We start from the raw sequence: 21,695 nt of genomic DNA, 5'->3' as shown, positions 1-21,695 counted from the left end.
AAGAGACCTACACTAAGAATCCCGACAGGTCTACCACTCGGTGAGCGCGTTCGCGCCGTGGTAGTAACTCAGCACGCCGAGGAAGGTGCCGACGCCCGTGAGCGCCGCGGCGCCGCCGACGAAGAAGACGGACTCGACGCCGAGCGACGCGGTGAGCGCGCCGCCCGCGAGCGGTGCGAGCACGCTTCCCGGTCGCCACACCAACTCGCGGATGCCGAAGGAGGACGCGACGCCGTCGCCGTCGCTCCCCTCGTCGGCGAACAGCGCCATGCTCGCGGGCTCGCGGAACGAGTCGGCGACGCCGAGCAGGCCGTTGACGGCGACCAGCGGGAGGAACGCCGGGGACACCGCGCCGAGAACGGGCACCGAGGCGGGCGCGCCGAGCGCCCGCCCGATTTCGGGCGTGAACGGCACGAGGAACGCGACGAGGCCGTAGGCCGCGCCGCCCGCGGCGACGAACAACGACCGGCCGTAACTGTCCGAGAGCCGGCCGGTGTGGGGCTGGCAGAGCATGTTCGTGAACTTCTCCGCGCTGAGCACGACGGCGAGCACGACGCCCGTGTACGCGAGGCCGCCGCGCGCGGCTTCGAGGCCGGCGAAGACGGCGACCCACGACCGCACGAGCGTCACCGCGACGGCGTACTGCGCGCGGAAACTGGTGAGCGTGAGGATGCGGCGGTTCACCGCGAGGTCCGTGAACGGGAACCCGCGGATGCGGGTGTCGTCGGCGTCGAGGAGGAACCACACGGCGACGAACGCGACGACGAACTGCGCGCCGAGCAGGTAGAACACGGGGTCGAAGCCGTAGAGATCGTAGAGGAGGCCCGCGGCGCCGAACCCGCAGAGGGAGGCCGCAAAGCGCCACGAGTTCGCCTTCCCGATGTGGTTCGCGCGCGTCCCCTTCGTCGCGAGTTCGCCGACGAGCGCGAGGCTCAACAGGCCCATCCCGGTGGCGATGATGCCTTGGCCGCCGCGCACGAGGACGAGTTCCCACGACGAGTCCACGAGCACGAAGCCGCCCGCGACGACGACGCCGAACGCGAGCAGGCCCGCGAGCAGTTTCTGCTTGTCGTAGCGGTCGCCCGCCCACGCGAGCGGCACGACGACGAGCGCCTGGGTCGCGGTGAACCCCGTGTAGAAGAGGCCGATCATCAGGTCGGAGGCGACCAGTTCGTTGGCGTACTTCGGGAGGAGCAACGCGAGCGCGCTGAAGCCGAAGCCGCCCGCGAACCGGGTGACATAAAGCGAGTAGAACTGGAGCCGGTCGCGGTTCACACTCGCGGATAGCGGGGGCGGATAAAGGCGGTTGTGAAAGCCGACGATTTCGCAGTGGGAGGACAGCGACCGCCACGGCCGCCACGCGACAGCGAATTAGCCGACCACCCCGCGACGGCTCGCCACACGACCCAGCGGGGAGGACATCGAAAGGGGCGGCCGTCTCGGCGAACCCGGCCGACGCAAGCACGCGAACGAAGTGAGCGCGCACAGCGAGGCCCGGGAGTCGAGACGGCCGGGGCTTTCGGTGGTATGAGAAACGGACGAGAAGCAGACAGAAGAACAAACGAAGACAAACGACCGGTTCCGCGAACCCTTTTGGCGCGCGTCCCCGAGGTTCGGCTATGGACTTGACGGACCGACCGCGGCGACTGCGGCGGGACGGCGTGCGCGGCCTCGTCTCGGAGACGAGTCTGTCGCCGTCGGACTTCGTGGCGCCGGTGTTCGTGGACGCGACGACCGAGGAGCGCGTGCCTATCGAGTCGATGCCGGGCCACGAGCGCGTGCCGGTCGACGAGGCGGTGGCTCGCGTCGAGGAGGTGTTGGCGACGGGCGTCGAGGCGGTGATGCTGTTCGGCATCCCCGAGAGCAAGGACGAGGTGGGGAGTCGGGCGTACGCCGAGGACGGCGTCGTGCAGGAGGCGACGCGTCGAATCACCGAGGAGACGGACGCCTACGTCATCACGGACGTCTGTCTCTGTGAGTACACGAGCCACGGGCACTGCGGCATCGTTGAGGACGACGCCGCGGACGACCCGGCCCTCACGGTGGAGAACGACGAGACGCTCGACCTGCTCGCGGAGACCGCCGTCTCGCAGGCCGAGGCGGGCGCGGAGATGGTGGCGCCGTCGTCGATGACCGACGGGATGGTCGCCGCCATCCGGGCGGCGCTGGACGACGCGGGCTTCGAGGACGTGCCCATCATGTCCTACGCCGCGAAGTACGAATCGGCGTTCTACGGCCCGTTCCGGGACGCGGCGGACGGCGCGCCCGCGTTCGGCGACCGGCGACACTACCAGATGGACCCCGCGAACCGCCGGGAAGCCCGCCGGGAGGTCGCGCTCGACGCCGAGCAGGGCGCGGACGTGTTGATGGTGAAGCCGGCGCTCCCGTACCTCGACATCGTCTCGGACGTGCGCCGGGAGTTCGACCGGCCGGTGGCGGCGTACAACGTCTCGGGCGAGTACGCGATTCTCCACGCCGCCGGCGAGCAGGGGTGGCTGGACGTCGAGGCGACGGCCCGCGAGAGCCTGCTCTCCATCAAGCGCGCGGGCGCCGACCTGATTGTCACGTACTTCGCCGAGCGCGTCGCAGAAGGCCTCTAGGGAGGGCTCGTTCGCTCGCAGACCGGCTCGATTCCCAGCCGTTCGCGGGTTGTCGTTCGTCCAATCGAAGTGGTCGAACGGTCGGCTTTCTGGACGGTTTACGTCCTTATACGTACGGCAGACGAATTAATATCTGCCGAGCGTCCGGAAGAGCGTTGATGAAATGGACGTTCGTAGTGCTAACCTTTAGGTAGTGGTACGCCCTCACACTGAATCGACGATGCGACCCACGAACGTCGCCACGGACGGCGCGAACGCACGCGAACGCCCAGTCGGTGTGGGCGTCGTCGAGGAGGTGGTCGACGCGTAGGTACGACTGCGTGACGGTGCCACTGTCCTGTCGGACTGTGCTCCCGGGCGCCGACCGCAGTCGGCGCCCGGCCACGTCTCGCGGGCCTCGGGGTCCCGCAGGGCCCTCGGACAGCCCGAATCCGCCCCGCCTGTTGCCGCGGCCGCCCGCGGAGCGCGCGGGCGACCCACATCCTCCGTCGTCGACCGCCGAGTGGCGAGACCGGCGTTCGGCCCGCCCGCTGACGCCCGACCCGACACCTATTTTCCGAGACCACCCCAACTGCCGGGCATGAACCGGGAGACCTCGCGGGACCTCTACGACCGCGCGCTCGACGTGCTCGTCGGCGGCGTGAACTCCTCCGTGCGGGCCGCCCCCCAGCCCTACCCGACGTTCGTGCGGAAGGGCGACGGCGGCCACGTCGTCGACGCCGACGGCAACCGCTACGTGGACTGGGTGATGGGCCTCGGCCCCCTGCTGTTGGGCCACGACCTCCCCGAGTCCGTGCAGGCCGCGGTCCAGCGCCGCGCGAGCGAGGGCCCGATGTACGGGATGCCCACCGAACTCGAAGTCGAGCACGCGGAGTTCGTCGCGCGCCACGTCCCGAGCGTGGAGATGGTACGGTTCGTGAACTCCGGCACCGAGGCCACCGTCTCCGCGGTGCGCCTCGCGCGCGGCGTCACCGGCCGAAACAAGGTCGTCGTGATGCAGGGCGGCTACCACGGCGCGCAGGAATCGACGCTGGTCGAGGGCGACGCCGACGAGCGCGGCCCCTCGTCGGCGGGCATCCCCCGCGAGTTCGCGAAGCACACGATTCCGGTGCCGTTCAACGACGCCGACGAGGCCACCCGCGTCTTCGAGGAGCACGGCGACGACATCGCGTGCGTCCTCGTCGAACCGATGCTCGCGAACAAGGGCATCGTCGAACCCGTCGACGGCTTCCACGAGACGCTCCGCGACCTCACCGACGACCACGGCGCGCTCCTCATCTGGGACGAGGTTATCACCGGCTTCCGCGTCGGCGGCCTCGGCTGCGCGCAGTCGAAGTACGACGTGACGCCCGACCTCACGACGTTCGGGAAGATTATCGGCGGCGGCTTCCCGGTCGGCGCCATCGGCGGCCGCACGGACCTGATGGAGGAGTTCACGCCGGTCGGCGACGTGTTCCAGGCCGGCACCTTCTCCGGCCACCCCGTCACGATGGCCGCCGGCCTCGAAACCCTCCAGTACGCCGCCGAGAACGACGTCTACGAGCACGTCAACGACCTCGGGAGCCGACTCCGCGACGGCCTGCGCGAAATCGTCTCGACGCAGGCGCCCGACTACTCGGTGGTCGGCACCGACTCGCTTTTCAAGGTCGTGTTCACGCGCGACGGCCCGCCCCGGAACGGCGGCGACGTGGACGACGCGGCGGTCGACCGCTGGAACCGCGTGTTCCGCCCGCAGGTCCTCGACGACGGCGTGATGCTCTCCCAGAACCAGTTCGAGTCCCAGTTCGTCTCCTACGCCCACACCGCCGAGGACGTGGAGCGCACGCTCGACGCCTACCGCGACGCGCTCTGACCGGCGCTCGCCGGACGGGTCTCGAACAGGGCTTTTTCTCGGTGGCCGGCGTACCGCCGGTATGGTCTCCGAATCCGCGGATTCGTCCGACTCCTCGCCGTCCGACGAGCCACGGAGCGACGCGCCGTCCGCAGTCGACGCGCCGCCCGTCGGCGGCCGGTGGTGGTACTGGGTCGCCGCGGTCCCGCTGTACTACGTCGCCGCGACCGTGCTGGGCTTCCTGCTCGGCGTGGTCGCGTTCGCGCTCGCCGTCGGCGGCGTGTTCACCGCGAGCGCCGGCGACGTGACCGCGCCGCTGAGCGTCGGTCTCGGGTTCGCCCTCGTCGTGCTCGGCGCGCTCCTGCTCGCCGCCGTCGGCCTGCTCGTCTCCGTCGCGTTCCCGCTGGCGGTCTACCGGGACGCCACCGCGCTCGCGGACGCGGACGTCGACTGGGACCCCGACCCCGCGCTGTACGCCGCGCTCGGGGTCGCGGGAATCCTCCTCCAGCCGCTACAGGTCCCCGTCGCCGTATACTACCTCTTCAAGAGGCACGAGTCCGTAGGGCGACCGTGAGCGAACTCCGAGTCGACTCCCGGTGGTGGTACTGGGTCGCCGCCGTCCCCGTCGTCACCGCGTTCTGGCTGGTGAGCGCGCTGTGGGTCGCCGCGGTCGTGTTACTCGTGCCCGAGGCCGCCGCCACGTCCATGAACGCGGTCGTCTCGATTCCCGCCGTCGCGCTCGGCGTCCCCGCCGTCGTCGTGTTCCTCCTGTTGCCGCTCGCGCTCCTCCAGGACTCGCGGGCCGTCGAGCGCGCGGGCGGCGACTGGTCCGAGTTGGGCGCACGCGCCCCCCAGATTGCGGGCGCACTCGACCTCGTGCTCCTCGCCGGCGTCTACCAGTTCTTCGAGGGGAACGAGAGCGTGCTCCGACCGGACCCGCTGGGCACGCTGCTCATCGGCGTCGCCGTCGTCGCCGGGACGTGGCTCTGCGTGCGCTACCTCCGCGAGCGCAAGTCCCTGGTGGCGATGCCCGGCAGCCTGCGCGAGTGGCGCACCGAACTCCGGCCCGAGGAGCAGTTGCGGTAGCGAGCGACGGAACGCAGGGGGTTTCAATGCCGAACGCCGAGTGTCTGGTATGAACGACGACCCGATTCGCCTCGCGACCCGTGGGTCGGACCTCGCCCTCCGCCAGGCCGGCGAGGTGAAGTCCACGCTCGAAGACCACCGCCACGACGTGGAACTCGTGGAGGTGGAGACGAAGGGGGACCGCGTCTCCGACGCGCTCATCAGCGACCTCGGGAAGACCGGGGCGTTCGTGCGCGCGCTGGACGAAGAAGTGCTCGACGGGAACGTCGACGCGGCCGTCCACTCGATGAAGGACGTGCCGACGGACGTACCCGACGACCTCGTGGTGGCGGCCGTCCCGCACCGCGAGAACCCCGCGGACGTGCTCGTGACGAACGACGGCACCGACCTCGAAGACCTCGATTCGGGGAGCGTCGTCGGCACGGCGAGCCTGCGCCGCGGCGCGCAGGTGAAGGCCCACCGCCCCGACCTCACCGTGGAGCCGATTCGCGGGAACGTCGACACCCGCGTGGAGAAACTGCTCGCGCCCGGCCTGCACGCCGAACACGAGCGCCGCACGGAAGCCGAGAAGGAAAAGCAGTCCGCGGACGCCCGCGAGCAGCGACGCGGCGACTACAGCGACGACGTGGAAGCCGGCGTCGAGAATCTGGACAACGAGAGCGCCGGGGAAAGCGACGGCGGGAGCCGCCAGAACGCCGAGTTCGATCAGACGGTCGAGGAGTGGTTCGCGTCGCTGTCGCCGCTCCAGCAGTCCGCACTCGAACGCGACCCGGACGAGGACTACGACGCGCTCGTGTTGGCGCGCGTCGGCCTCGAGCGCACCGGCCTGATTCACCACGTCGAGACCGAAGAGCTGCCGACGAACACGCACGTCCCGTCGGCGGGGCAGGGCGCGCTCTGCATCACGGCGCGCCGCGACAGCGACGTGGCGACCGACCTCCGAGACGCCCTCGACCACGTGCGCTCGCGGGTCGAGACGACCACCGAGCGCGTCGTCCTCGAGGAACTCGGCGGCGGCTGCATCGCCCCCATCGGCATCCACGCGCTCGTGCAAGGCGAGATGGTGCGCACGGACGTCCAGGTGTTCAGCCGAGACGGCACCGAGCAGGTCGGCGAGACCCGGGAACTCGACGCGGAGAACTACGCGAACGAGGCCCGAGCGCTCGCGAACGACCTGCGGGAGCGCGGCGCCGCGGAACTCATCGCGGCGGCGCGCCGGGAGGAGTAGCGATGCCGGGCACCGTCTACCTCGTAGGGAGCGGGCCGGGCGACCCCGACCTGTTGACGGTGAAGGCCCGCCGCCTGCTCGACGACGCCGACGTGGTGCTCCACGACAAACTCCCCGGCCCCGAGATTCTGGACACCATCCCCGAGGCCAAACGCGAGGACGTCGGGAAGCGCGCGGGCGGCGAGCGCACCCCCCAATCCGAAATCAACGCCCGGCTGGTGGAACTCGCCGAGGCGGGCGAGGACGTGGTGCGCCTGAAGGGCGGCGACCCGTTCGTGTTCGGGCGCGGCGGCGAGGAGATGCAGTACCTCGCCGAGCACGGCGTCGAGTTCGAGGTGGTGCCCGGCATCACGTCGGCAATCGCGGCGCCGGCGGCCGCCGACATCCCCGTCACGCACCGCGACCACGCCTCCTCGGTGTCGTTCGTCACGGGCCACGAGGACCCCACGAAAGAGGAGTCCGCGGTGGACTGGGACGCGCTCGCGGCGACCGGCGGCACCATCGTCGTGCTGATGGGCGTCGGTCGGCTCCCCGACTACACCCGCGAACTCCTGAACGCGGGGATGGACGCCGAGACGCCCGTGGCGCTGATAGAGAAGGGGACGCGACCGGGCCAGCAGGTCGCCACCGGCACCCTCGACACCATCGTCGACGTGCGCGACGAGGTGGGCATCGAACCGCCCGCCGTCACCGTCATCGGCGGCGTCGCGGGCCTCTGGAGGGACGCATGAACGTCGCCGTCTTCCGCCCCGCCGACGAGCGCCTCGACCGCGCCGTCGACCTGCTCGAAGCGCTCGGCGCGACGCCCGTCCCGGACCCGATGCTGGAAGTCGCGCCGACCGGCGACGCCCCGCGGAGCGACGGCGACTTCGCGATTCTGACGAGCAAGACCGGCGTCGAACTCGCCGACGACGCCGGCTGGACGCCCGGCGACGCCGCGCTCTGTGCCATCGGCGACGCCACCGCGAGTGCGTGCCGGGACGCCGGCTGGACGGTCGCTCGGGTGCCCGACGAGTACACGAGCGCCGGCCTCGTCGCCGAACTCGACGGGGACGTCGAGGGGGCGCGCGTCGAAGTCGCACGCTCGGACCACGGCTCCGCGGTGCTCACGGACGGCCTGAACGACGCCGGCGCGTACGTCCACGAGACCATCCTCTACGAACTCACGACCCCCGAGGGCGCCGGCGACTCCGCCGAACTCGCGGCCGACGGCGACCTCGACGCCGCGCTGTTCACGTCCTCGCTCACGGTCGAACACTGGCTCGACGCCGCCAGCGACCGCGGCATCCGGGAGGACGCGCTCGCCGGCCTGAACGACGCCACGGTCGGCTGTATCGGCCCGCCGACCCGCGAGACGGCTGAAGCCGCGGGCGTCGACGTGGACGTGGTGCCAGACGACGCCGACTTCGAGCAGTTGGCGCGCGCCGTGCTCGACTAGTCGGCGGGCGTCACTCGATGGCGGCGCGAATCTCGTCGACGAGGTCTCGGAACGCCGGGTTCGACGGGTCGCGGGGCCGTGGCAGGTCGATTTCGACGGTCGCCGCGACGCGACCGGGGTCCGCGGCGAGGACGACGACGCGGTCCGCGAGCGTCACCGCCTCCGCGATTTCGTGGGTGACGAACAGCACGGTCTTCTCGGTCTCACGCCAGACGTCGAGCAGTTCGGACTGGAGACGGTCGCGGGTCTGGGCGTCGATGCTCCCGAACGGCTCGTCCAACAGGAGGATGCCGGGGTCGACGGCGAGCGCGCGAGCGACCGCGACGCGCTGTTTCATGCCGCCCGAGAGTTCCTTCGGGTAGGCGTCCTCGAACCCCGAGAGCCCGACGAGGTCGACGAGGTGGGCGACGCGCGCGGCGCAGTCGGCGCAGTCACAGGCCGGTTGGTCGAGGCCGAACCGGACGTTCTCCTCGACGGTGAGCCACGGGAAGAGGTTGTACGACTGGAACACCATCCCGCGGTCGACGCCCGGCCCCGTGACCGGCGACCCGCCGACTTCGACGGCCCCCGAGGTCGGGGCTTCGAGGCCCGCGAGCACGCGGAACAGCGTCGTCTTCCCGCACCCGGAGGCGCCGACCAGACAGACGAACTCGCCGTCGGCGACCGACAGCGACACGTCCCGGAGCGCCTCCACGGACTGCCGGCCGTCGTAGCGCTTCGTCACGCCGTCCACCTCGATAGCCGGCGGGTCGTCCGGCGGCGCGTCATCGCCGCCTCGGCGGTCGTCCCCGCGGACCGTCTCGCCGCCCGTCGCGTTCACTGGCGCCACGCGAACCACCTCGCTTCGGCGGCCGCGTACGCCACGTCGACGCAGATGTAGACGGCGCTGACCAGCAGCATGTACGCCATGCTGCGTGCCATGTCGAGGTTGTTCGAGGCGTTGATAATCTCGTAGCCGACGCCCGGCGCGCCGAACAGTTCGGCGCCCACGACAATCATGAGACAGCGCCCGACGCTCGTGCGGAACCCCGCGAACATCGCGGGCGACGCGGCGGGCAGGACGACGTGCCGGACCATCCCGCTGTGCGTGTCGACGCCGAGGCTCGCGGCGACCTCCTTGTAGCCGTCGCGGACGCCGCGAACGCCCGAGTACGCGCCGTAGTAGTTTATCCAGAGCGCGCCGATGGCGACGATGAACGCGGCGCCGGCGTGCCCGATGCCGAACCAGACGATGGCGAACGTAATCCACGCCAGTTCGGGGACGGGCCGGAGGACGCGGACGACGGGCGTGGCGACTGCGTCGGCGCGTTCGGAGTACCCGACCGCGAGGCCGAGCGCGTTCCCCGCGACGGCGCCGACGAGGAGTCCGGGGACGAGGTGGAACGACGACTGGGCGAGCCGGGTCACGGCCCGCGGCAGGTCGACGGTGCCGCCGACCACCGGGAGTGCGAGCGGCGCGTCGGTGGTGAACTCGGCGGCGAGTGCGCGCGCCACGGGGAGCGGTCCGGGGAGGAAGTAGTCGGGCGTGACGAGCGCGGCCGCGGCCGCCCAGACGCCGACGAAGCCGAGGACGCCGGCCGCACCCGCGGCGAACCGCCACCCGCGATTCTCGGCGTCGCCGGCGCCGAACGCGTCGCGTGTCGCGTGGCTCATGCGACGTCGTCGTAGACGGCGAAGTCGAACAGTTCGTCGGCGTCCATCGGCGCGCCGATGTTCCCCACGTCGGCGACGAACGTCGACATCGCCTCGGCCTGCTCGGCGATGTCGCGGGGGTTCGAGAGGAAGTCGGCGGCCCGCGACCGCACCGCCCGCTCCGCGAGCGCCGCGTCGATGTCGAGGACGGCAGCGGCGTCGCTGGCGGCGGCCGCGGGGTCGTCGCGCACCGCCTCGGTCGCGCGGACGTGCTGTTCGACGAAACCGCGGCGCAAGTCGTCCGGGACGCCGTCGGCGACGAACGCGACCGTCACCGGATGGTCGGGGAGCACGTTCCCGGACCACTCGATTCGCCGGTAACCGTCCAGGTCGGCGACGAGCGTGGCGTAGGGTTCCTGTACCGTCGTCCCCGTGACGTCGCCGCCGCCGGCGGCCTGCGGGGCGTTCGCCGGCGGGAGTTTCGGCTTCGCGATTACGTCCTCGGTGTCGCCGGCGTCGAGGTGGCGTTCGAGCCAGTACCGCGTGAGCGTGTCCGGGACGGAGCCGTCGGGCGCGGTTCCCCACGTCGGTTTGGAACCGGTCGCGTCGGCGTGCGCCGCGAACGCGTCCGCGCCCTCGTCGTCGTATCTGTCGGCGAACGCGGTCGACGCCACCATCTCGAAGCCGTTCCGGGAGTTCGCGGCGAGCACGTCGGCGCCGACGCCCTTGTCCGTGAGCACCATCGCGGGCGTCACGCCGAAGAAGCCGACGTCGAGGTCGCCGGCCGCGAATGCCTTGACCGCGGCCGGGCCCGAGGAGAACTCGGTCGTCGAGAGCGACGCGTCGAGTTCGTCGTAGTAGCCGCGCTCGCTCATCACGAAGTGCTGGACGTTCGGGAGTATCGGCACCCAGCCGACGTGGAGCGAGTTCGTTCCACCGCCGGAACCGAGGACGCCGGTGCAGCCCGCGAGCGACGCCATGCCGGTACCGACCGCCGCTATCGTACCGCGTCGTGACAGGTCGACCATCTCGTTGTTAACTCTAGCACTAGAGTTAATAGTAGTTGTTATTCTCTCCTCTTTTCTTAATATTCGCCGGGAGTGGGCCCGAGAGCCGCGAGAGCCCGCAGTTTATACGCGAAGCCGCGCAAGAACACGCCAATGGACGCGCCGGTCCCGGAACTCGAAGCGCGCGCGGACGCCTGTGCCGACGCCTTACACGACGCCGACTCGGTGTTGCTCGCGTCGCACATCGACGCCGACGGCCTGACGAGCGCGGGCGTCGCGTCGACGGCGCTGGAACGCGCCGAGATTCCCCACGACGTGGTGTTCTCGAAGCAACTCGACGAGGAGGAACTCGCGGGCATCGCCGCCCACGACCACGACACCGTGCTGTTCACGGACTTCGGGAGCGGGCAGTTGGATATCATCACCGAACACGAGGCCGCGGGCGACTTCACGCCCGTCATCGCCGACCACCACCAGCCCGCCGACGCCGACACCGAGTACCACCTGAACCCCCTGCTGGAGGGCGTCGACGGCGGGAAGGAACTGTCCGGTGCGGGCGCGAGTTACGTCCTCGCGCGCGCCCTGCTCGGCGAGGACGCGACTGACCTCGCGGCGCTCGCGGTGGTGGGCGCCGTCGGCGACATGCAGACCGTGAACGGCGAACTCGTCGGCGCGAACACCGAAATCGCCGCGGAGGGCGTCGAAGCCGGCGTCCTCGACACGGCGAAGGACCTCGCGCTGTACGGCACGCAGACGCGTCCGCTCCCCAAACTCTTGGAGTACGCCAGCGAGGTGTACGTCCCCGGCATCACGAACGACGAGCAGGGCGCGATTCGGTTCCTCGACGGCCTCGACGTCGACCTCCACGACGGCGGCGACTGGCGGACGTGGGCCGACCTCGCCCACGACGAGCGCCAGACCGTCGTGAGCGCGCTCGTCAAGCGCGCCGTCCGGAACGGCGTCTCCGGCGACGAAGTCGAGAACTTGGTCGGCACGACGTACACGCTCGCCGACGAGGAACCCGGCACCGAGTTGCGGGACGCAAGCGAGTTCTCCACGCTGCTGAACGCGACGGCGCGCTACGAGCGCGCCGACGTGGGGCTCGCGGTCTGTCTCGGCGAGCGCGGCGACCCCCTCGACGCCGCCCGCGACCTCTTGTCCCAGCACCGCCGGAACCTCTCTGAGGGCCTCGACTGGGTGAAACGCGAGGGCGTCACCGTCGAGGACGAGATTCAGTGGTTCCACGCCGAGGACCGCATCCGGGAGACCATCGTCGGCATCGTCGCGGGGATGGCCCTCGGCGCCGAGGAGACCGCGAGCGACCGCCCAATCGTCGGCTTCGGGAACAAGAACGACGAGGAGGTGAAGGTGTCGGCGCGCGCCACGCCAGCGCTCGTCGACGACGGCGTCGACCTCTCGGTCGTGATGCGCGAGGCGTCCCAAGCAGTGGGCGGCGACGGCGGCGGGCACACCGTCGCCGCCGGTGCGACCGTCCCCAAGGGCGAGGAGCGCGCGTTCCTCGACACCGCGAGCGACGAACTCGCCGCGCAGCGGGACTGACGGAACGCCTATCTAGAGGGGCGGCGAAGCCGGTGGCGTGCTCCCGAGTTTCGACGCCGTGCGCGCCCGCCTCTACCGCCTCGGCTTCTCCTACTTCCCCGCGTACTGGACGACCGGCGCGAAAATCGTCGCGCTCGCCCCGGACTTCTCGTACGCTCGCGTGAAACTCCCGCTGAACTGGCGCACCAAGAACGTCGTCGGCACGACGTTCGGCGGGAGCATCTACGGCGCCGTCGACCCCGTCTACATGGTGTTGCTCCGGCAGCGCCTCGGCGACGACTTCACCGTCTGGGACTCTGCCGCGACCATCGACTACCGCGAACCAGGCGAGTCGACGCTGTACGCGAAGTTCGAGGTCAGCGACGCGGATGTCCGGCGGTTCCGCGAACTCGCGCCCGGCGAATCCACCGAGCGCACGTACGACGTGCCGGTCGTGGACGCCGACGGCACCGTCCACGCCGACGTGGAGAAGACGCTGTACGTGCGCCGGGACGCCTGACTACCACGTCGCCGACAGGACCCGGAGCCAGTTCCCGTGGGCGATTTTCTCGATGTCGCGCTCGGAGTACCCCGCCTCGCGGAGCGCCCGGAGCAGGTCCGGGAGCGCCGTCGCGTCGCCGAGCGGTGCGAGAGTCGTCGCGCCGTCGAAGTCCGACCCGAGCGCGACGTGATCGATTCCCATCCGGTCCACGAGGTAGTCGACGTGCTCGACGGCCACAGAGAGCGGCGCGTCCGGGTCGCGCCCGCCGTCCGGCCGGAGCGCGCTCGCGCCGAACGTCAACCCCACGAGTCCGCCGGTGTCCGCGACGGCGTCGAGTTGCTCGTCGGTGAGATTCCGGGACAGCGGGCACACCTCGTGGGCGCCGCTGTGGGACACCACCGTCGGCGCCGACGAGACTTCGTGGACGTCCCAGAATCCCGCCGCCGTGAGGTGCGCGCAGTCCACGAGCACGCCGCGGTCGTTGCACCGACGGACGAGCCGGCGGCCCGCGTCGGTGAGCCCGCCGCCCACGTCGGGCGAACTCGGGTAGCGGAACGGCACGCCGTCCGCGAACGCGGTCGGGCGACTCCACGCCAACCCGAGCGAGCGCAGGCCGCGGTCGTAGTAGTCGCCGAAATTCGAGCAGTCGGGGCGAATCGCCTCCGCGCCCTCGAAGTGGACGACGACGCCGAGTTCGTCGCCCGAGATGCACGCCCGCACGTCGTCGACATCCCGACAGACGCGCACCCGGTCGTCCGTCGCGAGTTCGTCGACCGCGTCCAACATCTCGCCGACGACCGAGCGCGCGTACGGCCCCGCGAGCGGCGGCGGGCGCTCGATTCGGTAGCCGTCGTCGGTCTCCGTGCGGTTCGCGTCGTCGCTCGCGGAGAACTCGGGGCCGGACGGCACGAATAGCGCGAAGAAGCCCGCGGCGAGTCCGCCTTCGCGCGCTCGCGGGAGGTCGAGGTCACCGGTGTCCCGGCCGGCGAGGAAATCTGAAACCGTCTCGTCCTCGCGCCGGAGCGCCAGCAGCGCGTCGTTGTGGCCGTCGAAAATCGGCGGCGTGTCGGGCATCCGGTGAGAGCGAGGCGGCGAACGCCAAGAAAGTTCCCCACATTCTTTGGACGTTTTTAAGGCTACAAACGAGCCATGAACTACCGAAGTTTGTATCTGGGTTGTTCAGGGCGGAATGAAGGTGACTGTAATCTCGATACTGGGGCGCGTCGATTACAGGGATGTTATTAGCGAAAGAAAGGAGTGGTGGACAGCGCTACCGCTCAGCGTTTGCGACCCCAGCTGTGGGAATGAGCCCTAGTCAACCTCCCTGAGGAATTCACCAAGCGCCCGCACGAATGTCTTTGCCGTCAACACTGGCGGTGAGCGAATCTCCTTGTCCAACGCCACCTTGATCAGGTAGTCCGTCAATCGCCAGAGGTTGTAAATCAGTGACGCGAACACGAAGTTACACAGTCGAACCCGGTAGTCCTTCGAGGACGTCTTCGCCAGGAAGCTTTTCACGGACTTATACTGGTTCTCAATATCCCATCTTCGCCGGTATCCGTTACAGACACTCTTGACCTCCTCCGGCCCAACGCGATCTCGGTTCGTTACGAAGACGGCGTACTTCCCGTTAGCGTCATCACTCTGGCTTGGAACGTACATGAATTCCGCATGGTGATGGACCTCCCCATCATGGCCAAACGGAACATCGTGTTTCACAGCTGCATCAGCCGTGTCGTGGGCCTCAATATCCTCGATTGCCTCGTAATCATCCTTGTACATCGGGACCGGTGACGTGTAGATAAGGTCACGGTCATGCACCCTCGCGTACACCTCGTTGCTGTAGAATCCCCGGTCAAACAGAACCTCATCGAGGTCAACGAATCGTTCGGCCTTATCAAGAAGCCGGTCCACGAGGTCGGCCTTCGAGAACGACGGAGAACCATCCGGCTCCCACTTCGAGTTCTCTTTCACCGGCTCCACACCAAGAATAATCGGCGCGTGATCTCCCACGAGCGTGATAGTGGCGTATTTGAATCCGCGCTTGTACTCTCCGTCCTTCTTGTACCCGCTCACCATCGGGGGAAAATCTTCCTTGACAATTCCCTTGTCCTTGTCCTCCCACGGCGAGGCGTGGAACTGCTCGTGGGTTATGTCGATAGCAGCGATAGTTTTCCGTCCCTGATCGAATGGATTCTCTCCCCGAATCGAGTTGATGATGTTGTCTGTCGCCGCATCGAATGACTCCATGATGCTGTCCCGAATCCGGCTGATCCGCGGCATCGCGTCTTCGTCCGCAAAATCAGAGAGTGTAAACTGCGCATCCATCTCCTCCGGTGTCGCAATTTTCTTGATCGCGCGAAGGAGCGTGGAGCCGGCGCACGTCTGGTCATCATCAATCAGCCACCCGTACTCACCTTCAGAATGGGCGCTCCCTTTCCGCTCACAGGCCCGAACAAGCATGTCATGAAGCTCTTCGTCTGAATAAATCCGGTGAGGCGCTCGTCCAGTCTTAAATTCAGGAAGCATATGGCTTCGAGCAAGCCGAATCGTCCTTGTGGAGTGTTCTCTCTTGTACTCCCGCTGACTCTGCCCGCTCTGATCAATATCGTCGGACGGGCGTGACGGGACGAGCCCTTCGGAAATAACACCGTGTTCAACAGCAACATCAGCAATCGATGTGGCAGCCGCCTCGATGATCTCCTTTGTATCCCCGCTAAACTCCCCCCACGCGTACGAAAGGTCCTGCTGTGAGGGCGATTTTCCTAAATCCTTGATGTTGAACCCACAGCTCTTCACCAGGCTGGAACTCGTTCCTAACTCCTCCGCTAAGCCAGACTGCGAAAACCCACGGATTTCTTTGTATAAAAACGCGCGAACCATCTCCTCGGTTTCGAACACCGCCTTGCTCTGGTCACGGTGATCAGTGAGGAGATCGAGTGGTATCGAAAGCTGGTTGATGACGTCCCACAGGTGGTCCTCGCGCTCACAGAGCGTCTCTGCGTGCACGACGATGGACTCAGCGACTGCGGGGTCATCACGCTCCATCGACGACTACTCCTGAGTGTGGAGGCTCCCGAACTGTCGCTTGGACTGGACAAAGGCGACAAACTGGGTAAACGAAAGCGCCTTCCCAACTTCGAGATCCTCAGTAATACCAGCGAGAACCATACGGGCAAGCTGGTAGGCATTCACCTCCGTAGCAGCCACCCAGAACTCCCGTACCGGCAGCTTCCTAGCAGGTTCGACCTTGTCTACCAGTTGCTTCCGGAACAGTCTAGTGTGGTGTGCTGCCTGCCAGCGCTGGTTGAAACGGTCTAGGAGACATTCCGGGTCGTTGAGTACAGCGTCAAGGTTCGAGAGAAACGGCGTGAACTCACCCCGTTCACTTTCTGCGTCGGTCGGGATATAGACGAAGGCAGCCGATGCGGACTCATGGTCCTCACCACAAACCGTAACATCAGTGTCGGCTGTGGCCTTCGTAACACCAGACTGGTCCAGGCGGTTGATCTCCGCTATTATCTCTGGTGTTTTTCGCGCTGGAACGAGATACTCGATTCCTCGCTCCTCGAATTCCGTGATGCAATCCGCCGAGTTGAACGCCCGTGAGGCGAGAACGGTACCCACCTCCACGTATTGGGTTGCTTGATAGAGTAGCTCCTGGACAACTTCGCTATAGAACTCTTTCTGGTCCGTGGTCCTACCTCTAAGCGGGATAATGGCCACGGTGACCGGGACTGAAGAATTGATAACGGTCGCGGTCGCAACGCGCAGTTTGCCTGTGTACCCCTCTCCTTCTTGGTTGGTGTCAACCAGTTCGTGCGTTTCTGGATTAGTCCAGCACTCGGAATCGAGTACCTTCACATCTAGTGCGATCGTTACCGGTGAAATCTGGTCGTATTGGGTGAGGATGTTGGTGAGGTGTTCGGCCGAAGCGTCGAACGCTGTTTCCGCGCACTTGCGTTGGAGTTCCTTCGACGGTCGAGTTCGCTGAGACACCTCGCCTGCCTTCTGTGAGCGAGGGATCTCACCGAAACCTACATTGTTGATGTCCTCTCCAATGGAATCCTCATCAATTCGAGTTACTGCGGTGCTTATAGCTCTCTTCGCTTGCTCACGGGTTGGCCCCGTTGTCTGTGAATCGTCGTTATTTGCTGGTTGCATGGTTTGCTGTGGCGCAACCCAGAGTGGTTCAGAGTGAACCATATTCGCCGGGGTGGCGTTTCCGAATCGCACCACCTGCAAGTATGTAATACGGGCTAATGAAGGGTTGAGAACGGTGTGAATGCTACTTCTGGTGGATTCCGAATCGGCGATTCAGGGGAGAATAGTGGTTTAGTCTAAACTACTGGTTTATGTTGTACCGGGCGTTTCTTATTGGGGGGCTTGCAAGTAATTGGAGAAGCGTGGTTGATAGCAACGAGTCTGGAGAAGGAGCGGGTCCATCCTCCCTGGAAGCGTTTAGCGATGAGGAAGCCGAACGGATTGCAGACTTCCTCTCGAAGAAGGGCGGAGTCAGGGTTTTAGACGAGTTACAGGACGGTCCAAAGCGGTTCGTTGTGCTACAGGAGAAACTGGAGGTTAGCCGTGCAACGATTACTGACCGGATTGAAGATGCCAAAGACTTGGAACTGATCTCAGAAAAGCCGGATTATACCGGTGGTGGAGGCTATAAGCGCCATCCGCTGACTGCAAAAGGACAGATAGTCGCGGATGAGTTGGAACGGACTGATTTAGCTCGTATACGGAAAGAGATTCGGGAGCTTGAAGCAGAGTTCAAAGACCATATTGGCGAGTTTGAGACGTCTCTGGAACAGCGGAGCTCGGAACTCAACGAGGAGCTTGCTGAACGGGTCAGAAAGGAGTACTGACAGTTGAGTTCTCTCTGGTCTCATCACTCAAAATCAAGTATCGGATTGCCGTCGAAACCTACTAGTTGTCTTTCACAATAGCCAATCGACGTTCTGATCTTCAACAGGGATTTCAGCCGTTCACTCTCCTGGAGCTGTTAGTTGGTCTTCGGGTTCTGGACCTGCTATCGTGACCATCTCGCCGGCCTTGAGGCAGCTTGGACAGTACGGTGGGTCGGTTGAGTCCGTCTCCCAGTCGATGTTCTTCCAGTCGAAGGTTTCGCCACAAGATGGGCAAGCCCAGTCGTAGACACCGTACTCGTCAGCGAGCCGGGGGAATTTATGCGCTAGTGTGGGTGTGAGACGGGCGTCACGCTCCGCGTGCGCATTCAAGTACGCTTTCAGGTTCTCGGTGTCGTAGTTATCGAACAGCGGCAGGAGGCCATCATGGCCGATGTCACTGTACGGAGTGTCCGCCTCGCCACATCGATGCTTGAACGAGCAGTACGAACATTCCCAGTCACGCTCTGGTGAAGCTGGCGGCAGCTCACCCGCCTGCTCGTAGGTCGTGAGTGCGGCCATCCACTCGGTCACCGCCTCCCAGAACGCCTCGTCGAAGGCCACCTCGAACACCTCGACGTCGAGGGTCGTCCGGCTCGCATACACGAGGAGGCCAGTCGAGATCTCGTGGTCGTAGTCGGCGTTGAGCGCCGCGAGGTACGCGTGGAGTTGGGCTTTGTGCGCCTCCTTCGGGCCGGAGAGATGGTCGAGTGAAGACGTGGTCTTGATCTCGGTGACCAGCAGCGGGTCGTCGTCAGGCGTGACGATCGCGGGGTCAGTCGCACCCCGGAGTTGTACGGTGACGCCATCAACGGTGAGTTCGTGGTCGATCCACACCGAGTTGGTTACGTAGGTATCGGGCGGCGTCACATCCTGGAGGAACGGGACGGCCAAGCGTTCTTCGAATTCGGTGCCGATCCAAAACAGCCCCTCTGGTGGGGTGTCTTCTTTGGGGGCGTTCTGGCGTTTGTAGCTCGCTTTCCGGTGGCACTCCAAGAGCGTACTCGGGCTATGGCGAGCCGGCGGTTTCGGGTCTGCGGGCCCGTTGAAGTAAGCCTGTCCCTCCAGGATGTTCTCGGCGAACTGCTGTTCCGCGTACCACGCGCTGAACCGGTCCTTTGTGACCTGCGCACGCAGTTGAGCTAGGACGGATGTTGTTTGGACGACCTGTGTTGATTCGGGACTAGGGCCCTGGCTGTCCAACTCTGAATCGGATGATGTCACAGGCGAACTGAAGGGGAGACACTTGTTAGGCAAGCGAGTGTCTCTTCCGATTTCCAAAACTGGTGATCGCCAAGACAGTTTCATTATTCCGCGTTGGGGGTAAAACACTCGGTACAGTATGGGACACTGACCGAATATTATATCTGCTCGAATGAAGGAGGGTTGAAATATATGATGAGGACGTTTATAATTTTCAACGACGATCCGATTTCGAACGTTACCCAACGGCCACGGCAGAAGGCCAGACAGAAGGTGGAGGATGCGTCTTCGGATGAGATTCTAAGGACCAGCTCGGATGACTTTGCGGACTATGTCGTTCAAGATTTTGAGTTAGACCCTCTGGAGCTTGATTTGGACAATCCCCAGGTTACGATTGACGATTGGGATGATGAAGAACCAGCCCTCCGGTTCCAGTACGCTGGCAATGAACGGATTCTGCGGCTTAAGCCTTCACCCAGTAAGGCAAACGGGTACCGGGCTGAGGTGAATGAAGAGGAAGGCTACGTGGACGTATATTTCCCCAGGCGAAACGATGGGTACTCCGATAGTGAACTCCAGAAGTTCCAAAAAGAAATCCAGAATTACATCAAAAAACAATATTCCCGAGTTGACAATAATCTTGATGAGTTCTACACCCGGGTTCGAGAGGAAGCCAAGAGCCTTCACGAAGAAAAGAAAGAGAAGATTCAACAACAGCAGCAACGGTTTGAAAATCTCGGAATAGAGGTTGTACGGCGAGACAATGTAAATGAGGCGCTGAAAATTGACGAACCCCAGCGCCGGAAAGAGATCACCATCGACGAAATCAGCAAAGAACAGCCTGGTCCGGGCATCTCTGATGAGATCTATTATGAAATCATTGAGGCAGTAGATGCGGTTGGACACGGCTTTGAGAAGTCACCGGAGACATACTCCGACTTCGGTGAGGAGGATTACCGGAATGTCATGCTCACGTTCCTGGAGATGAACTTCGAAGGTTCGGCAACTGGTGAAACGTTCAATAAGGACGGTAAATCTGACATTCTCCTTCGTCACGACGGAGACAACATCTTCATCGCAGAGTGCGGGATGTGGGCCGGCCCGCAAACACTTTCGGGAGAGGACCAAGATGGTGGGAAGATATCACAGCTGCTTGAACGCTACCTTACGTGGAGAGATACAAAGGCAGCAGTGATCCTCTTCGTGGACCGTGATTCGTTCTCCAGCATCCTAGAGAAGATTCCGGATGCTGTTGAGGAACATCCCCTCTGTGTAGGCTTGAAGGAGAAAAAACAGGAGAATTGGTGGCAGTACTCGTTTGATAGACCGGATGACAGTGGTAATCAGGTAGACGTAGCGCTTCTCGCCTTCGACGTAGCCACAGACGGTTAGTACTGGTTGAATCCGATTCTGCTGGGTTCAACAAGTTCGTATCCCCACTTACCAATCAGGACTCGTCTATTCACAGAAATTCCCAGCCAACCCCTGGTACGTTTTGACTGGACGACGCTCGCTGTAGACGTTAAAGGTGACCGAGGAGGCCTAGAACGCCAATCATCGTCATGATGATGCCGAACAGTAAGAGGAGGAGGCTCCGAGATTGGGGGGTGGTGTCCATGGTTTTGTTTGCTACGGAGATTTGTTTCACGCTAGTGCAGCGTCGGTGAGAGTCCGATACCGACGGCCTTTGGTTTGGCCGTCGGCCGCGATGAGGTTGTACTGCTCCAGTTTGGCGAGATAATTCCGGACCGTGCGTTTCGTCTTCGAGTTGTCCACGCGGTCTCGGTAGGCTTCGTAGAGATCACCGGGCGTGATTTCACCTGCTTCGTTGATGATGGTGTATATGACTTCCTGGTGGTGGGTGAGGCGTTCGACGGCATTGCGGCGGATTTCGGTACGTGCTGCTGGAGCTACCTCTTCAGCGATGCTGTCGGTGAGCATGTCGTGGGAGTTGGTGTGGACGGTGTGGGCGGCTTGGCGAAGAATCCCGATTGCAGTACGAGCGTCGCCGGCCGCTAGCTCTGCGATCGTCGGTAAGACGCCGTCTTGGAGGTAGTCGGCGTTGAGGCCCCAGCGGACGCGGTCGTGGAGAATTGCGGTAAGTTCGCTCTTGGGGTAGGTGTCGAAATGGACTCGGGTGCAGGCGTTGAGGCGGCTGTTGAGGCGGTCGTCGAGGCCAGCGAACAGTTGTGCTTCGTCGTTGACGATGAGCACCATCGTGAGCTCGGGGATGCGATAGAGGTCGTAGAGGAGGCTCTTGTCTTCGAGTTGATCGACCTCGTCGAGAATAACGATGTAGGGCGGGCCGTCGTAGTCACGGAGCCGGTCGAGGAGGACGTCGGTCGGCGTGGACTGGCGATGAATGTCGATGGTGGATGCGACGCCGTCCAGGATCTGGTAGAGGGTTTTGAAGCGGCTGTACTCCTCCCAGCAATTCACGTACTGATGATTCAACGCGACTGAGGCTTCGCGGAGCCGTTCGACCGTGAACCGCGCAATACACGTCTTCCCTACCCCCGGTGGCCCGTCGATGAGGACGGGGTCAGTGGGGTCACCGTCGATGAGGGGACGGAGTGCGGCCGAGAGGTGGTTGACTTCGGCGTCGCGGTGTTGGACTTCGCCGGGCACGAACTCGGGCTGAAGGACGCGGGCGTCGGTGATCATTCTGCGTCGACGCGTCGCTGTAGGCTAATAAATGGAAGTGGGTGATTTCCGAATC

20 protein-coding genes are annotated in these 21,695 nt (G+C 65.1%); 11 read left to right on the top strand and 9 right to left on the bottom strand.

The annotated features are described in order from the left end of the window. Window positions 1–30: 30 nt before the first annotated feature. Entirely contained in the window at window positions 31–1,275 is a 1,245-nt protein-coding gene (locus LT972_RS00100) for an MFS transporter (protein ID WP_232571157.1), read from the bottom strand. Between the two features lie 344 nt (window positions 1,276–1,619). Between LT972_RS00100 and hemB the strand changes: the two genes are divergently transcribed. The 7 genes from hemB (at window position 1,620) to LT972_RS00065 (ending at window position 8,183) form a co-directional block, all read left to right on the top strand. Further along, window positions 1,620–2,600 (top strand): porphobilinogen synthase, encoded by a 981-nt coding sequence (gene hemB, locus LT972_RS00095; protein ID WP_232571156.1) that lies wholly within the window; start codon window positions 1,620–1,622, stop codon window positions 2,598–2,600. Between the two features lie 580 nt (window positions 2,601–3,180). Next, the gene (hemL, locus tag LT972_RS00090; protein WP_232571155.1) at window positions 3,181–4,452 is read left to right on the top strand and encodes a glutamate-1-semialdehyde 2,1-aminomutase; all 1,272 of its coding nucleotides are present in this window, start codon (window positions 3,181–3,183) and stop codon (window positions 4,450–4,452) included. Between the two features lie 61 nt (window positions 4,453–4,513). Further along, window positions 4,514–5,005: a hypothetical protein gene (locus LT972_RS00085; RefSeq protein WP_232571154.1), complete on the top strand. Its 492-nt coding sequence runs from the start codon at window positions 4,514–4,516 to the stop codon at window positions 5,003–5,005. Then, window positions 5,002–5,517 (top strand): hypothetical protein, encoded by a 516-nt coding sequence (locus LT972_RS00080; protein WP_232571153.1) that lies wholly within the window; start codon window positions 5,002–5,004, stop codon window positions 5,515–5,517. Before LT972_RS00085 ends, LT972_RS00080 begins: the two co-directional genes overlap by 4 nt. 49 nt (window positions 5,518–5,566) lie before the next feature. After that, the gene (hemC, locus tag LT972_RS00075) at window positions 5,567–6,745 is read left to right on the top strand and encodes a hydroxymethylbilane synthase (protein ID WP_232571152.1); all 1,179 of its coding nucleotides are present in this window, start codon (window positions 5,567–5,569) and stop codon (window positions 6,743–6,745) included. Between the two features lie 2 nt (window positions 6,746–6,747). After that, complete coding sequence (gene cobA / locus LT972_RS00070) at window positions 6,748–7,476, top strand: uroporphyrinogen-III C-methyltransferase (protein ID WP_232571151.1); 729 nt, start codon at window positions 6,748–6,750, stop codon at window positions 7,474–7,476. Next, window positions 7,473–8,183 carry a uroporphyrinogen-III synthase gene (locus LT972_RS00065; protein ID WP_232571150.1) on the top strand — a complete coding sequence of 237 codons (711 nt, stop codon included), beginning with the start codon at window positions 7,473–7,475 and terminating at the stop codon, window positions 8,181–8,183. The genes cobA and LT972_RS00065 overlap by 4 nt, the downstream gene beginning before the upstream one ends. A 10-nt stretch (window positions 8,184–8,193) precedes the next feature. Here the strand turns inward: LT972_RS00065 and LT972_RS00060 are convergent, their stop codons facing one another. From LT972_RS00060 to LT972_RS00050, 3 genes are read right to left on the bottom strand one after another with little or no spacing between them, the layout of a single operon-like run. Beyond that, window positions 8,194–9,012, bottom strand: coding sequence for an ABC transporter ATP-binding protein (locus LT972_RS00060; RefSeq protein WP_390226292.1), 819 nt, complete (start codon window positions 9,010–9,012; stop codon window positions 8,194–8,196). Then, window positions 9,000–9,836: an ABC transporter permease gene (locus tag LT972_RS00055; protein ID WP_232571148.1), complete on the bottom strand. Its 837-nt coding sequence runs from the start codon at window positions 9,834–9,836 to the stop codon at window positions 9,000–9,002. Before LT972_RS00055 ends, LT972_RS00060 begins: the two co-directional genes overlap by 13 nt. Beyond that, window positions 9,833–10,843, bottom strand: coding sequence for an ABC transporter substrate-binding protein (locus tag LT972_RS00050; protein ID WP_232571147.1), 1,011 nt, complete (start codon window positions 10,841–10,843; stop codon window positions 9,833–9,835). The genes LT972_RS00055 and LT972_RS00050 overlap by 4 nt, the downstream gene beginning before the upstream one ends. A gap of 132 nt (window positions 10,844–10,975) precedes the next feature. Here LT972_RS00050 and LT972_RS00045 point away from each other — a divergent pair, with 132 nt between their 5' ends. Together LT972_RS00045 and LT972_RS00040 are read left to right on the top strand one after the other, a co-directional pair. After that, a complete protein-coding gene (locus LT972_RS00045; protein WP_232571146.1) occupies window positions 10,976–12,382 on the top strand; it encodes a single-stranded-DNA-specific exonuclease RecJ in 1,407 nt (468 codons plus the stop codon). Between the two features lie 37 nt (window positions 12,383–12,419). After that, a complete protein-coding gene (locus LT972_RS00040; RefSeq protein ID WP_232571145.1) occupies window positions 12,420–12,881 on the top strand; it encodes a DUF4442 domain-containing protein in 462 nt (153 codons plus the stop codon). Here LT972_RS00040 and LT972_RS00035 read toward each other — a convergent pair whose 3' ends face one another. The 3 genes from LT972_RS00035 to LT972_RS00025 form a co-directional block, all read right to left on the bottom strand. Further along, a complete protein-coding gene (locus LT972_RS00035; protein ID WP_232571144.1) occupies window positions 12,882–13,937 on the bottom strand; it encodes a dipeptidase in 1,056 nt (351 codons plus the stop codon). 237 nt (window positions 13,938–14,174) lie between these two features. Next, the gene (locus LT972_RS00030; RefSeq protein ID WP_232571143.1) at window positions 14,175–15,911 is read right to left on the bottom strand and encodes a transposase; all 1,737 of its coding nucleotides are present in this window, start codon (window positions 15,909–15,911) and stop codon (window positions 14,175–14,177) included. A 6-nt stretch (window positions 15,912–15,917) separates the two neighbouring features. Next, window positions 15,918–17,027, bottom strand: a complete 1,110-nt coding sequence (locus tag LT972_RS00025; RefSeq protein WP_232571142.1) for a hypothetical protein — start codon at window positions 17,025–17,027, stop codon at window positions 15,918–15,920. 242 nt (window positions 17,028–17,269) lie between these two features. Between LT972_RS00025 and LT972_RS00020 the strand changes: the two genes are divergently transcribed. Then, window positions 17,270–17,734, top strand: coding sequence for a hypothetical protein (locus LT972_RS00020; protein ID WP_232571141.1), 465 nt, complete (start codon window positions 17,270–17,272; stop codon window positions 17,732–17,734). 120 nt (window positions 17,735–17,854) lie between these two features. Here the strand turns inward: LT972_RS00020 and LT972_RS00015 are convergent, their stop codons facing one another. Continuing rightward, window positions 17,855–18,997: a PD-(D/E)XK nuclease family protein gene (locus tag LT972_RS00015; RefSeq protein WP_232571140.1), complete on the bottom strand. Its 1,143-nt coding sequence runs from the start codon at window positions 18,995–18,997 to the stop codon at window positions 17,855–17,857. A gap of 171 nt (window positions 18,998–19,168) precedes the next feature. Between LT972_RS00015 and LT972_RS00010 the strand changes: the two genes are divergently transcribed. Further along, window positions 19,169–20,368: a hypothetical protein gene (locus tag LT972_RS00010; RefSeq protein ID WP_232571139.1), complete on the top strand. Its 1,200-nt coding sequence runs from the start codon at window positions 19,169–19,171 to the stop codon at window positions 20,366–20,368. Window positions 20,369–20,620: 252 nt separating this feature from the next. Here LT972_RS00010 and LT972_RS00005 read toward each other — a convergent pair whose 3' ends face one another. Next, window positions 20,621–21,640 carry a Cdc6/Cdc18 family protein gene (locus tag LT972_RS00005; protein ID WP_232571138.1) on the bottom strand — a complete coding sequence of 340 codons (1,020 nt, stop codon included), beginning with the start codon at window positions 21,638–21,640 and terminating at the stop codon, window positions 20,621–20,623. Window positions 21,641–21,695 lie beyond the last annotated feature (55 nt).

Source organism: Halobacterium litoreum, from assembly GCF_021233415.1.
Lineage (GTDB): Archaea > Halobacteriota > Halobacteria > Halobacteriales > Halobacteriaceae > Halobacterium > Halobacterium litoreum.
The sequence above is the reverse complement of the archived record's forward strand: the minus strand, read 5'-3'. Positions and strand labels throughout refer to the sequence as shown.